At 73.2% G+C, this 12,404-nt stretch carries 12 protein-coding genes; 7 read left to right on the top strand and 5 right to left on the bottom strand.

Annotation, left to right across the window (positions count from 1 at the left end):
• The first annotated feature begins 144 nt into the window (after nucleotides 1-144).
• Nucleotides 145-1,845, top strand: coding sequence for an amidohydrolase (locus IPM45_09400; GenBank protein ID MBK9179768.1), 1,701 nt, complete (start codon nucleotides 145-147; stop codon nucleotides 1,843-1,845).
• Here IPM45_09400 and IPM45_09395 read toward each other — a convergent pair.
• From IPM45_09395 to IPM45_09385, 3 genes are read right to left on the bottom strand one after another with little or no spacing between them, the layout of a single operon-like run.
• Nucleotides 1,842-4,196, bottom strand: a complete 2,355-nt coding sequence (locus tag IPM45_09395; GenBank protein ID MBK9179767.1) for an arylsulfatase — start codon at nucleotides 4,194-4,196, stop codon at nucleotides 1,842-1,844. The genes IPM45_09400 and IPM45_09395 overlap by 4 nt on opposite strands.
• Before the next feature lie 12 nt (nucleotides 4,197-4,208).
• Complete coding sequence (locus tag IPM45_09390; GenBank protein ID MBK9179766.1) at nucleotides 4,209-4,370, bottom strand: hypothetical protein; 162 nt, start codon at nucleotides 4,368-4,370, stop codon at nucleotides 4,209-4,211.
• A gap of 1 nt (nucleotide 4,371) precedes the next feature.
• A complete protein-coding gene (locus tag IPM45_09385; GenBank protein ID MBK9179765.1) occupies nucleotides 4,372-4,830 on the bottom strand; it encodes a DUF1269 domain-containing protein in 459 nt (152 codons plus the stop codon).
• Between the two features lie 142 nt (nucleotides 4,831-4,972).
• On the opposite strand from IPM45_09385, the gene IPM45_09380 reads away from it, so the two are divergent.
• From IPM45_09380 to IPM45_09360, 5 genes are all read left to right on the top strand, one after another.
• Nucleotides 4,973-5,572: a nuclear transport factor 2 family protein gene (locus IPM45_09380; GenBank protein ID MBK9179764.1), complete on the top strand. Its 600-nt coding sequence runs from the start codon at nucleotides 4,973-4,975 to the stop codon at nucleotides 5,570-5,572.
• 70 nt (nucleotides 5,573-5,642) lie between these two features.
• A complete protein-coding gene (locus IPM45_09375) occupies nucleotides 5,643-7,916 on the top strand; it encodes a LuxR family transcriptional regulator (GenBank protein MBK9179763.1) in 2,274 nt (757 codons plus the stop codon).
• Between the two features lie 150 nt (nucleotides 7,917-8,066).
• Nucleotides 8,067-8,342 carry a hypothetical protein gene (locus tag IPM45_09370; GenBank protein MBK9179762.1) on the top strand — a complete coding sequence of 92 codons (276 nt, stop codon included), beginning with the start codon at nucleotides 8,067-8,069 and terminating at the stop codon, nucleotides 8,340-8,342.
• 146 nt (nucleotides 8,343-8,488) lie between these two features.
• Complete coding sequence (locus tag IPM45_09365; protein MBK9179761.1) at nucleotides 8,489-8,923, top strand: DUF1269 domain-containing protein; 435 nt, start codon at nucleotides 8,489-8,491, stop codon at nucleotides 8,921-8,923.
• Between the two features lie 11 nt (nucleotides 8,924-8,934).
• Nucleotides 8,935-9,264: an SHOCT domain-containing protein gene (locus tag IPM45_09360; protein MBK9179760.1), complete on the top strand. Its 330-nt coding sequence runs from the start codon at nucleotides 8,935-8,937 to the stop codon at nucleotides 9,262-9,264.
• A gap of 18 nt (nucleotides 9,265-9,282) precedes the next feature.
• Here IPM45_09360 and IPM45_09355 read toward each other — a convergent pair whose 3' ends face one another.
• Nucleotides 9,283-10,500 carry a cytochrome P450 gene (locus IPM45_09355; protein MBK9179759.1) on the bottom strand — a complete coding sequence of 406 codons (1,218 nt, stop codon included), beginning with the start codon at nucleotides 10,498-10,500 and terminating at the stop codon, nucleotides 9,283-9,285.
• A gap of 55 nt (nucleotides 10,501-10,555) precedes the next feature.
• Complete coding sequence (locus IPM45_09350; protein ID MBK9179758.1) at nucleotides 10,556-11,773, bottom strand: DUF222 domain-containing protein; 1,218 nt, start codon at nucleotides 11,771-11,773, stop codon at nucleotides 10,556-10,558.
• 30 nt (nucleotides 11,774-11,803) lie between these two features.
• Here IPM45_09350 and IPM45_09345 point away from each other — a divergent pair, with 30 nt between their 5' ends.
• Nucleotides 11,804-12,388, top strand: coding sequence for a PaaI family thioesterase (locus tag IPM45_09345; protein MBK9179757.1), 585 nt, complete (start codon nucleotides 11,804-11,806; stop codon nucleotides 12,386-12,388).
• Nucleotides 12,389-12,404: the final 16 nt, after the last annotated feature.

Genomic DNA, 12,404 nt, shown 5'->3' with positions numbered 1-12,404 from the left:
GCGCGCCTGCTACCACCGTGTCCGGGTCAACCGTACGTCGGCCGAGCGTGACGCCTTGGCGCGACCCCGTGGCCGTGGGTGACGATGGCGACCGGCACCGTCCGGGCGAGGTCCGGCCCCGTGCCGCGACGGAGGGGGCGTGACATGACCGATCCGGGCCGGCCGCTCACGGTCTTCACGGCCAGGCGCTTCGTCACCATGGAGCCGGCCCGGCCCGAGGCCACCGCCGTCGCCGTGCTCGACGGGCGCATCGCGGGGGTCGGCTCGCTCGACGACCTGGCACCGTGGACCGACGCGCACCCGCACACCGTGGATCGCACGTTCGAGGACAAGGTCGTCCTTCCCGGCTTCGTCGACCCACACCTGCACCCGCTCCTGCCGGCGGTCCTCACCCAGATGCCCTTCGTGGCGCCCGACGGCTGGCACCTGCCCAACGCGACCTACCCGGGCGTGGTGGGCCACGGCGCCTTCATCGCCCGGCTCCGCGTACTGCTCGCCGGCCACGACCCGGCCACCGGGCCGTTCTTTACCTGGGGCTACCACCCGCTGTTCCACGGCGAGACCCTCCGACCCGAGCTCGATGCCGCGGTGTCGGCCGACGTGCCCGTGGTGCTGTGGCACCGCAGCTTCCACGAGCTGATCGCCAACACGGCGGCCCTCGAGTGGATGGGCGTCACCAGCGTCGACGACGTGCCCGAGGACGTGCGGTCACAGGTCGACCTGGCCGGCGGCCGCTTCTACGAGCGGGGCCTGGCGGCGGCCTTCCCGGCGCTGGCCGGGCTGTTCTTCCGGCCCGAGCGGCTGGCCGGCGGGTTCGCCAGCTTCGTGGAGATGGTGCACCGGGGTGGGGTCACCACCGTGGCCGACATGGGGACCGGGCTGTACACGCCGGTGGCCACCGAGGCCGAGCTGATCCGCCAGGCCCTCGAGCGCGACGACGTGCCGTTCCGCACGGTGCTCACCCCGATCACCACCGCGTACTGGCGTGCGGGCACGAGCCCCGAGGCGGCCCTGGCCGAGTGCGACGCCCTGCACCGCCGCAGCGGCCGCCGGGTGTTCTTCGACCGGCACGTGAAGCTGATGGCCGACGGGGCCTTCTTCTCCCAGCTGATGCGGCTGTGCGAGCCGGGCTACATCGACGGCCACGAGGGCGAGTGGATCGTGCCCACCGACGTCACCGACGGGTTCGCCGAGACGTTCTGGCGGGCCGGCTACCAGCTCCACATCCACTGCAACGGCGACGAGGGAGCCCGGTACGCCGTCGGGCTGCTCCAGCGGCTGCTCGACGGGCATCCCCGCTTCGACCACCGGTTCTCCCTCGAGCACCTCGGCTTCGCGACCGAGGAGCAGAACCGCCGGATCGCCGCGCTCGGAGCCGTGGTGTCGGGGCAGGTGTACTACGTGCACGTGCTGGCCGACGCCTACGCCCGGCACGGCCTCGGGGCCGACCGGGCCCACCAGATGTGCCGGTTCGGGTCGCTGGTCGACAAGGGGGTGCCCCTCGCCCTGCACTCCGACTGCACGATGGCGCCCATCGAGCCGCTCACCCTCGCGTGGGTCGCGGCGACGCGCCGCACGATGGGCGGCACGGAGATCACGCCGACGGAGCGCCTGACGGTCGAGCAGGCGCTCCGGGCCGTGACGATCGACGCAGCATGGGTGCTCCGCCTCGAGGACCAGGTGGGCTCGATCCGGGCCGGGAAGAAGGCCGACTTCGTGGTGCTCGAGCAGGACCCGTTCGACGTCGGCGCCGAGGGGCTCCGCGACATCCCGGTGTGGGGCACCGTGTTCGAGGGCACCCCGTACCCGCTCGCCGAGGAGCGCCCTCGAACACCCGTTGGCTAGTCGATGCTGAACCAGGCCCGGACCTGGGCTTCGTGGTCGACGTAGCGGTCGCCGGAGACGTCGACCACGACCTTGTCGATCGTGCCTCCGGTGAAGGGGAACGGTGCCTGGTACTCGGGGCTGACCGCCGACGCGCTGTCCCGGCCGACGCAGATGCCGTCGCCGGTCAGGCAGAAGTAGCCGGGCTGGGTGACGATCTGGCCCGACCCGACCTGCTGGTCGTCCACGTAGAGGGTCAAGGTGCCGGCGGCACCCGGCATGTTCGGGTCGGTGCTCGGCCCGCTGGCCGCGAACTCGGCGGTGCACACGTGGGCACCGACCGTCAGGTCGCGGTCGGCGACGACGTCCTGCAGGACGGTGCCGATCCAGTTGTACGTGTAGCGGAGGCGCCCGTCCTTGACGTAGAGGCTGTGGCCACCGGGCACGCCGCCGGCGGCCCAGATCACGCCCCGGACGTCGGCCGACGCGACCTTCACGCCCGCGGCGATGGTGTACGACCGGCCGGGCAGGGTGGGGCCGGCCGACTCCGGGACGTCGGCGCAGTCCGGGTAGAAGGTGTACTGGTCCCGCGGCGCGGCGGCTCGGGGGCGCTCGGACAGCACCTGCTCGAGCGCGGTCCGGTCGTCGAGCGGCAGGCCGTTGTACCGGCCGGCGTAGTAGTACCAGAGCCCCTTGAGGAGCTCGAGCCGTTCCGGCTCCCGGTCGGCGAGGTTCGTCGTCTGGGAGCGGTCGGCCTCGAGGTGGAAGAGCTCCCACTCGTCGTGCTCGAAGCTGCCCCACCCGCTCAGCGGCGGGTGCACGGTGCAGGCCAGCCACCCCTCGTGGTAGATCGAGCGCTGCCCCAACATGGCGTAGAACTGCGTCGCCCTGCCCGGTGCAGCGGCGTCGGTGAGTGCAGCGGCGAAGCTCTCGCCCTCGATGGGGTGCTGGGGGTAGCCCTTGAGCACCTCGGGCGGCTCGATGCCGAGCAGGTCGTAGATGGTCGGCACGATGTCGACCGCGTGGACGTACTGGTGGCGGACCTCCTGCTGAGGCTCGACCTTGGCCGGCCAGGCCACCAGGCACATGTCGGCGACGCCGCCCTCGGCGCCGGCCCAGCGCTTCCAGTAGGGGAACGGCGTGTCGAGCGCCCACGCCCACCCGGTGTTGTAGTGGTTGTTCGACGCCGGGGTGCCGAGCTCGTCGATGTGGGGAAGGGTGGTCTGGGCGGTGTCGGGCACCCCGTTGAAGAAGCGCCACTCGTTGAAGCTCCCGTTCGGTCCGCCCTCGCCGCTGGCGCCGTTGTCCGACACCACCACGATGATCGTGTTGTCGAGCTGGCCCGACGCGTCGAGGTAGTCGATCACCCGGCCGATCCGGTCGTCGTAGTACGAGATGTAGCCGGCGAACACCTCGGCCATGCGGGCGAAGAGGCGCTTCTCGTCGTCGCCCAGCGAGTCCCAGGGCCGGACGGTGTCGAGCAGGGGCCAGGGCTGTCCGTCGGGACCGGTCCTCGTCGGCTCGCCGTGCGGGTTGATCGGGGAGAGCTGGGTGCCCTCGGGCAGCAGGCCGAGCTCGACCTGGCGCTCGAGGATGCCGGCCCGGATGGCCTCGTAGCCCTCGTCGAAGCGGCCCTTGTACCTGTCGGCCCACTCCAGGGGGACGAGATGGGGGGCGTGACCGGCTTGGGGGGCCAGGTACATGAAGAACGGCTTGTCGGGGTCGATGACCTTGGCGTCACGGATGAACTCGATGGCCTTGTCGGCCATGTCGTCGGCGAGGTGGTACCCGTCCTCGGGACGCGCCGGCGGCTCGATCGGGTGGTTGTCGTGCACGAGGTCCGGGTAGTACGAGTTCGTCTCGCCGCCCAGCCAGCCGTAGAAGCGCTCGAAGCCCCGGCCGACCGGCCAGCGCCCCTTGAACGCCGCCAGGTTGCACTCCTCGCCCGGCGTGAGGTGCCACTTGCCCACGCAGTACGTGTTGTAGCCGTGCTCGGCCAGCACCTCGGAGATGAAGCCGCTCTCGAACGGGATGCGGGTGGAGATGCCGGGGAACCCCGAGGCGAACTCGGCGATGGTGGCCATGCCGTTGGTCGTCGCGTTGCGGCCGGTCAGCAGCGACGCCCGGGTCGGCGAGCACAGCGCGGTGGTGTGGAAGTTGGAGAACCGCACCCCCATGTCGGCGATCCGACGCATGGTGGGGCACTCGACCGGGCCACCGAAGACGTCCATCGTCGCGTAGCCCAGGTCGTCCCAGGCGAGGAGCAGCACGTTCGGCGCACCGTCCGGGGCCTTCGGGGGCAGGAAGGGCGCCCAGTCGGGTGTGGAGTCGCGGACGTCGAGGGCGATCCTGCCCTTGTAGGTCTTCGCCACGGCCGGGATGGCTCAGCGGCGGTCGCGGCGGTCGTCGCGGCGGTCGTCGCGGCGGTCGTGACGGCGGTTCACGCCGTGGGCCACCACCGCAGCGGTGCCCACGACCGCGGCCGTCCTGGCCACGGGGGCGCCGATGACACCGCGTCGTGCTGCTCGGGCCGGTCGGAGGGGCATGTCAGTCTCCTTCGCTCGTCGCTGCTGCTTCGGCCTCCAGGGAGGCGACGATGGCCTGGATGGGGATGCGGCCGCTCGCGATCAGCTGGCCACCGGCTCGGCGGGCGGCCGAGGCGAACGGGGCTGCCCAGAGGTTCTCCCAGACCAGCACACCGGCCGTGCTGCCGGGCTCCATCGCGTTGGCGAGGTGCACCACGTCCTCCTCGGCCAGGATCTCGGCGATCTCGGTCTCGAGGGCGCGCAGCTCGTCGACCCCCTCGAGGTCGTCGATCTCGAAGGCCTCGACGGCGCCGTCGTCGTCCTTGTGCAGGATCATCAGATCGAGGACGCGGATCGTGCCGGCGTCGACCAGGGACGCCAGCTCGGCGGCCATCTCGCCCGAGAAGTTCGCCTGCCCGGCGGGGAACTCGACGACCAGGTAGTCGACCGGGCCCAGCTCGTCGATCTCGGCATCACTCATGGAACGCTCCTCCCCGGCGACGAGCCGCCGCCGCTGTCGGGTTTCGGCAACCGGGCCCATCCTCCTTCTCGCCGCGGCCGGGGTCGTCACCCACTCCGGGTGATGACCGGAGGCGGGGTCGGTCCGTACCGTCATCCTGGCCATGCTCCTGCTCTTCAACGCCGATCGGAGGCTCACCCGGATGGCCGCCGACTCGGTCACCGATCGGACGGGCGGGGCGGCGGCCGGGCCGGAGCGCCCGTGGCGCTGTGGGCAGCCGCCGATGGCGGGCGGCGCGCCCGTGCTGCGGCCGGAGGGCCCGGACGGCGACCACGGGCTCGCGGCCGACGGCCCGTGGCGCGGTGACCTGGAGCACGCGATCGAGGTCGTGGTCGTCGGCGGTCCCGGGAGCCTCGACGACGTCCTCACCGACGACGCCGTGGGCTGGTCCCCGACGCTGAGCTTCTCGTCGCGGGCAGCAGCCGAGGACGCCCTGCGGGACCACGTCGCGTCGCTGGCCGTCCTGCAGTTCCGGGTCGACCGGCTCTGCTGGGCCGAGCCCCTCGCCTTCGCCGAGTGGCACCTGGAGGCGGTCCAGGCCGACCCGCTCCTGGTGGGCGACGACGTGCTCATCGAGGGCACCGGCCGGCACGTCACCCTGGCCGGCGCCTCGGTCGTCGAGCTGCGCGGCGACCGCATCGCCGGCGTGCACACGTACTTCGACGACGCCGCCCTGATCGAGCAGGTCGTCCTCGGCCCGTAGCGATCGTCGCCCCGGTGACCAGCGCCGGGCCGGGCCCGCCGGCGCCCCGCCTCCGGTAGCCTCACCTCGCATGGGTCTCGGGAGCCGAACCGTTCGGCACGAGCCCAACCCCGACCCGGGCATCACGGGCATCGCCGCCGGCAGCTGCCGCGCTCCCACGAGGCGGCCCGGCGTGGTCGGTCGTGACCACCTGGTCAAGCGGCTGCTCGACACGACCCACGAACGCGTCGTCGTGCTGTCGGCCCCGGCGGGGTACGGCAAGACCACCACGATGCTCCTGTGGGACGAAGCCGACGACCGGGGGTTCGCCTGGGTCCACCTCGACCCGCTCGACGACGATCCGGTGCACCTCCTCCGGCACGTCGCCCTCGCCCTCCACGAGCTGGAGCCCATCGACCCGGGGGTGGCTCGGTTGCTCACGGGGCCCGGCCGTCCGGTCGACACCGGGATGCTGCCCGCGCTGGGTCGGAGCCTCGACGGCCGGGACCCGTTCGTCCTGGTCCTGGACGATGTCCACGTCCTGACGTCCCGAGCCGCCCTGCGCTGCGTCGACGGGGTGCTCGCCCACATCCCCGAGGGGTCGCAGCTCGCCCTCGTCGGGCGCTCGGTCCGCCTACCCCTGGCCCGGCGCCGGTTGCACGGCGTCGTCGAGCTCTCCTCTGCCGACCTCGCCATGTCCGAGGACGAGGCCGCCCTGGTGCTCCGGCACGCCGGCCTCCGGCTCGGCGACGCCGCCGTGGGGACCTTGGTGGGCCAGACCGAGGGCTGGCCCGGCGGCCTGCACCTGGCCGCGCTGGCCCTCACCGGCAGGGACGAGGCGGCCCGGGCCGCGGGCTTCTCCGGTCGGGACCGCTTGGTCGCCGACTACCTCGTCGAGGAGGTGCTCGAGGGCCTGCCGGAGGAGACCGTCGACTTCCTGAGCCGTTCGGCCGTGCTCCAACGAATGAGCGCGCCGCTGCTCGACGAGCTCCTCGAGATCCGCTCGTCCGGCCGCCTGCTCAGGGAGATCGAGCGCTCCGGCAACCTGTTCCTGGTGCCGCTCGACGCCGAGCGGGAGTGGTTCCGCTACCACCACCTGTTCGGCGAGATGCTGCGAGCCCGCCTGCGCTCCCTCGACCCCACGACGGCCGACCGCTTGGAGAGCCGGGCGAGCGCGATCCTCGAGCGCCGCGGCGACGTCGACGGGGCCGTTCGCCATGCCGTTGCGGCCGGCGAAACCGAGCGGGCCGCCGATCTCGTCCTCCGTCACGCCGTGCCGCTGGTCTTCGAGGGGCGGGTCGCCCGCCTCGGCGGGTGGCTCGAGCTGCTCGGCGCCGACACGATCGATCGATACCCCTCCGCCGCCATCTCCTGGGCGTGGTTCGGCCTGGCCACCGGTGATCAACAGCTGATCCACCGGGCGACCGCGGCTGCCGAGCGGTCGCGCTGGGACGGCCCCCTTGCCGACGGCTCGCCGTCGCTGCCGGTGGCGGTGGCCACGGTGCGCGCCATGACCGCGCCGGAGGGTCTGCAGGGCGTCGTGCGTGACACCGAGATCGTGCGCCGGGCGGGCGGCCCGGCGGCCAACCCCTGGTGGGGGATCTCCACCCTGCTGCGAGGCACCGCGTTCTCCATGCTGGGCGAGCTCGACCGCGCCCGCGGGCTCCTGACCGCGGCGCTGCCGGCCGTCGCAGGCGCGCCCGGCTTCGAGGCTGCCGTCCTGGCGCACCTGGCCCTGCTCCACCTGTACGACGGCGACCTCGCGGAGGCCGACCGGCTCGCCTCCCGAGGGCTGCGCCTCGCCGAGCGCCACGACCTGGAAGGGGTCGTGCCCGTGGTGTCGGTGTACGCCGTGGGGGCGCTGGTCGCGGCCCGCGGCGGGCGGCCCGCCGAGGCGGCCCGGGCGGCCATCGTGGCCCGTCGGATGCTCGCCCGACTGGGCGACCTCTCCCCCCGGACGGTCTTGCTGTGCAACCTGCTGCTCGCCCAGGCCGCCCTCGCCCTCGGCCAGCGCGCCGAGGCCCGCGCACTCGCCGACGAGGCGGCGCGCGCGCGGAGGCGGGAGCCGTCGGCGACCCACCTCAACCTCCAGCTCGACCGCGTGCGGCAGCAGGTCGCCACCGGATCGGGCGGCGGGTCGGCGGTGGCCTTTGCGCTCACGTCGGCGGAGCTGCGGATCCTCTCCTACCTCCCGACGCACCTGTCGCTGCAGGACATCGCCGAGCAGCTGCTCATCAGCCGCAACACGGCCAAGACCCACGCGGTGGCCATCTACCGCAAGCTCGGCGTGTCGTCACGCCGCGACGCGGTGGCCGAGGCTCGCCGCCTGGGGCTCCTCGACGGCGAGCCGCAGAGCCCACGGTGAGCGGGCCGGCCGGCCGATTTCGTGATGGCCTTCACCCCATCCGGGTGATGCCGCCGGCGGCCGCCCTCCCTAGCGTGCCTCTCGGGTGGATGTGTCGGGATCTTCCAGGGCATCGCCGGCATCGCGGCCATCGCCGGGGACGAGCTGTACGTGGTGGGCAGGGAGTGGGTGTTCAACTTCGACCTGACCACGTGGGGCTGGGTCCACCTGGTCCTCGGGATCGTGCTGGTGCTCGTCGGCATCGGCATCCTCACGGGCAACCTGGCCGCCCGCATCGTCGGCGTGGTGGTGGCCGCGATGAGCGCGGTGGCCAACTTCGCCTTCCTGCCCTGGTACCCGGTGTGGGCGATCGCGGTGATCGCCATCGACGTGGCCATCATCTGGGCCCTCACGGCCCACGGTCGCGACGTGCAAGCGGTGGAGTAGCAGCCCGAGATCCTGCGGGACACGTCCATCCAGCGCGGCACCGGACACCTCACCCGTTCCGGATGGTGCGTCGCGGGCCCGGATCGCCGAGAATCGGCGCGGGCCACGGTCCGGCAGAGAACCACACCACAGATCAGGGGAGTGCCATGAGCGAGGTGGACGTCCACGGGCCGATCGACTTCCTCCTCATCCAGTTCCCGGGCGACAAGCCGACCGATGCGGCCGCCGCGGCCCTGCTGGACCTGGTGGACCGGGGGATCGTGCGGCTCTACGACATCCTGGCCATCCGCAAGGACGCCGACGGGACCTTCTCGGGGATCGAGCTGGATGCGGCCGGCGATCTGGGAGGGTTCGTGGCCTTCGCCGGGGCTCGCTCCGGGCTGCTCGGCGACGACGACCTGCGCCAGGCGGGCGACGCCATGGACCCGGGGACCATGGCCGTGCTGCTGGTCTACGAGAACGCCTGGGCCATCCCGTTCGTCGCCGGCGCCCTCGACGGCGGCGGCCAGATGATCGCCAGCCAGCGGATCCCGGCCCAGGACGTCATGGACGCGCTCGACGCGCTCGACGCCGAAGACTGAAGGAGGAGCCGATGCCCGGACTGCTGCGAGGAGTCGCCCGCACCGCCGTCGTCGCCGGCACCGCCACCGCTGTCAGCGGGCGGGTGCAGCGCAGGCAGGCCGAGCACTTCGCCCAGCGTGACGCCGCGATCTACGCCGAGCGCGAGCAGGCCTACGAACAGCAGGTGGCGCCGCAGCCCGCCCCGGCCCCGGTGGCCGCCGTCGCCCCGGCCCCGGCCCCGGCCCCGGCGGCGGAGGCCGACGTGATCGCCCAGCTCCGGCAGCTCGCCGAGCTGAAGACGCAGGGGATCCTCACCGACGAGGAGTTCCAGGCTGAGAAGGCCAAGATCCTCGGCCGCTGAGCTGGGCCGGGCGGCGGGTCAGCCGCGCCGGAGGATTCGCATCGGGATGCTGCGGGGGCCGCGGACCTGGCCGGCCGACCACGTGACGGCGGCGGGTTCGGCCAGCTCGAAGTCGGGGAAGCGGGCCAGCCACTCCTCGACGGCCACGGTCAGCTCCATGCGGGCCAGGTTCGACCCGAGGCAGCGGTGGATCCCGAGACCGAAGGCGGCGTGGCGGTTCACGGCCCGGTCGAGCACGACCCGGTCGGCGTCGTCGAACACCTCCGGGTCGCGGTTGGCGGCCGGGAAGGGGAGCAGCACCCAGTCGTCGCGGTGCAGCTGGCGCCCGCCGATCTCGACGTCCTGGGCGACCATGCGCGCCATGGTGACCGGGGCGTAGGCCCGCAGCAGCTCCTCGATGGCGGTGGGCATGAGGCCGGGCTCGGCGACCAGGCGGGCCCGGTCGGCCGGCGTGCGGGCCAGGTGCCACAGCGACGAGCCGATGGCGCTCCACGTGGTGTCGATGCCGGCCACCAGGATCAGCAAGATGGTGCCGCGCACGTGGTCGGGATGGAGCTTCTGGCCGTCGAGCTCGGCGTTCAGCAGGAAGCTGGTGAGGTCGTCGCGCGGGTTGGCGGCGTGGTCCGCGATCTGGGCGTCGAAGTAGCCCTCGATCTCGGCCTCGCGGACGGCCCGCTCCTCGGCGTCGGCCGCCAGGCCCACCCCCTCCTCGAGGATCATGTGGATGATCTCGCGGAAGGTGTCGGCGTCCTCGAGGGGGAAGCCCAGCATCTTGGCGATCACCCGCACCGGGATGTGCTGGGCGTAGTCGACGGCCGCGTCGACCGGGTCGCGGCCGTCCAGGGCGTCGAGCAGCTCGCGGCAGGTGTCGCGCGTGAAGGGCGTGAGCGCGTCGATCTGCTTGGGCGAGAAGGCGGGCAGCAGCAGGCGGCGGGCCGCGCTGTGGAAGGGCGGGTCGCTGGTGATGGGGGGTGCGCCGCCGATGGGCGCGGGCAGGTCGTCGGGGCCGGGCCGGACCTCGCTCACCACCACTGCCCGCGAGGTGAAGTGCTCGGTGTCGTAGGCGATGGCCGAGATGTCCTCGTGGCGGGTCGGCAGCCACGTGCCACCGAAGCGGTCGGAGTGGGCGACCGGGCAGCGCTGCCGCAGGTCGTCCCAGATCGGGTACGGGTCGGCCACCCAGACGGGGTCGGTGTGGTCGAAGTCGGTCGCCCAGTCGGTCACCGGTGTGCTCATCGTCCCCCCTCGTGTCGTCGGATCAGCCTAGAGGCGATGGTCGCCGCTGGCTCTCTCAGGGTGTTCGGGGCGGCGGGCGTCTGCGGTTGCGGGCCCGGTTGTGGGGGCCGCAGTAGAGCCGGCCATTGTCCAGGGTGGTGGGCCCGCCCGCTTCCCAGGGGACGATGTGGTCGACCTGGCAGCGGCTGGCGGGCACGTCGCAGCCCGAGGGGTGCTGGCAGTGCTGGTCGCGCACCTCGATGGCCCGGCGCAGGGCCCCGGTGAAGAACCGCTCCCGCACGCTCACCGACAGGGCCCGCTTGGCCGAGTCGAACACGATCGACTCGATGTCGGCCCGATCCAGCAGCGGCAGCCACTGGGCGGCGGTGAGGACGGTGCCGTCGTCGAGCTGGCACAGGGCGCCGGCGAAGGTCTCCAGGCCGACGACGACGGTGATCAGCGGCTCGGGCCGGCGGCCCCCGGCGGGCGCGGTGCGGGACCGCTCGGCCATGCGCACCAGGGCGTCGGCCCGACGCTGGGCGGGGGTGCGGGCCAGCTCGGCCTGGGTGACGTCGTCGCGGCCCAACCGCCGGCGGGCCTCGGCCACGTCCTCGACGTACAGCTGGTCTTCGAGGCGGGTCAGCTCGGCGTGCACCACGCTGCCCCACACCGCGTCCAGGCGGCCCCGCAGGTCGAAGGTGCCCTCGAAGGTGCGCACCAGCCTCACGTCACGGCTGGCCGCCTGCCGCTCGGCGGTGGCGTCGGCACCGTCGGGGTCGACGTGGATCCGCCAGTAGTCGACGGCCCGCACGAAGTCGGCGAAGTCGAGCTTGGCCGCGTGGGAGACCAGGGTCGCCTCGTCCCGGGCGAACGCGTCGGAAGTGCGGGCCACGCCGGCTCGGGCCAGCACCTCGACGTGGTCGGCGCTGATCACCCCGGCCGCGTAGGCGGCCGCGGTCATGGGCATCCCGGTGAGGCTGCGGGCCCGGCGCACCACCGCGGTGCCCTCGCGTTTGGACAGGTGGGCGTCTCGGGCCAGGCGGGCCCCGGCGGCCCGTGAGCCGTCGTCGGCCCACACCCGCCGGGCGTCCCAGCGCTCGACCAGCCGGGCGGCCGCGGCGTCGAGGCGGGTGCGGCAGGCCTGCACCCCCACCACCAGCTGGTGCAGCTCGGCGTCGCCCGCCCCGGCCGGGTCGAGGGCGGCCAGCCGGTCGACGGCCTCGTGCAGCAGGTCGAGCTCACGCAGCGAGTCGAGGCCCTCCACCCCGTCCAGCCCGTCGAGCACCACCGTCATGACCGAGAGCCTATCACACGCATCGAACGTATGTTCGACCATTTCTTCACGGATGACACGCGGCAGAGGGGCGTACCACTCGCCCACCACCCGTGGCCTGCTCGACCGCCGCACCGCCTCGCTGGCCGGCGGCTGAGCCGCCACGGCCCTGCGCCGCTACGGTGCCGGGCCGTGCCCGACTTCCCCGACTTCGATCCCCGCACCGCCGAGGCGGCCAGTGGCCACCGCGACACCACCGGGCTCGGCGGCTTCCTCGGCATCACCACGCTGGACGTGGGGCCGGGGCGGATGCGCTGCGGTCTCGATGTGCGGCCCGACCTGCTGAACCCGTTCGGGATGATGCACGGCGGGGTGGTCGCCGCCCTCGTCGACCACATCCTCGGCGCCGTCTGCTACCCGGTGATCCCCAAGGGCACGTGGAGCGCCACCACCGAGTTCAAACTGAACCTGGTGGCGCCGGTGCGCGAGGGCACGGTCGAGGCCGCCGCCGAGATCCTCTCGATGTCGAGGCGCACGGCGGTGGTGCGCATCGACGTCACCAACGCCGGCCGCGTCGTCGCCCTCGCCCAGGGCACCGTGACCCTGCAACCTCCGAAGCCGCCGCCCCCGGCCTGACGGGGACGCAGCGCGG

The organism is Acidimicrobiales bacterium (assembly GCA_016716005.1).
Lineage (GTDB): Bacteria > Actinomycetota > Acidimicrobiia > Acidimicrobiales > JADJXE01 > JADJXE01.
The sequence above is the reverse complement of the archived record's forward strand: the minus strand, read 5'-3'. Positions and strand labels throughout refer to the sequence as shown.

Excerpts from the sequence above, each read along its gene's own strand:
- IPM45_09400 (MBK9179768.1), top strand. The coding sequence starts at position 145 with ATGACCGATCCGGGCCGGCCGCTCACGGTCTTCACGGCCAGGCGCTTC.
- IPM45_09390 (MBK9179766.1), bottom strand. The coding sequence starts at position 4,370 with ATGCCCCTCCGACCGGCCCGAGCAGCACGACGCGGTGTCATCGGCGCC.
- IPM45_09385 (MBK9179765.1), bottom strand. The coding sequence starts at position 4,830 with ATGAGTGATGCCGAGATCGACGAGCTGGGCCCGGTCGACTACCTGGTC.
- IPM45_09380 (MBK9179764.1), top strand. The coding sequence starts at position 4,973 with ATGCTCCTGCTCTTCAACGCCGATCGGAGGCTCACCCGGATGGCCGCC.
- IPM45_09375 (MBK9179763.1), top strand. The coding sequence starts at position 5,643 with ATGGGTCTCGGGAGCCGAACCGTTCGGCACGAGCCCAACCCCGACCCG.
- IPM45_09365 (MBK9179761.1), top strand. The coding sequence starts at position 8,489 with ATGAGCGAGGTGGACGTCCACGGGCCGATCGACTTCCTCCTCATCCAG.
- IPM45_09360 (MBK9179760.1), top strand. The coding sequence starts at position 8,935 with ATGCCCGGACTGCTGCGAGGAGTCGCCCGCACCGCCGTCGTCGCCGGC.
- IPM45_09355 (MBK9179759.1), bottom strand. The coding sequence starts at position 10,500 with ATGAGCACACCGGTGACCGACTGGGCGACCGACTTCGACCACACCGAC.
- IPM45_09350 (MBK9179758.1), bottom strand. The coding sequence starts at position 11,773 with ATGACGGTGGTGCTCGACGGGCTGGACGGGGTGGAGGGCCTCGACTCG.
- IPM45_09345 (MBK9179757.1), top strand. The coding sequence starts at position 11,804 with ATGTTCGACCATTTCTTCACGGATGACACGCGGCAGAGGGGCGTACCA.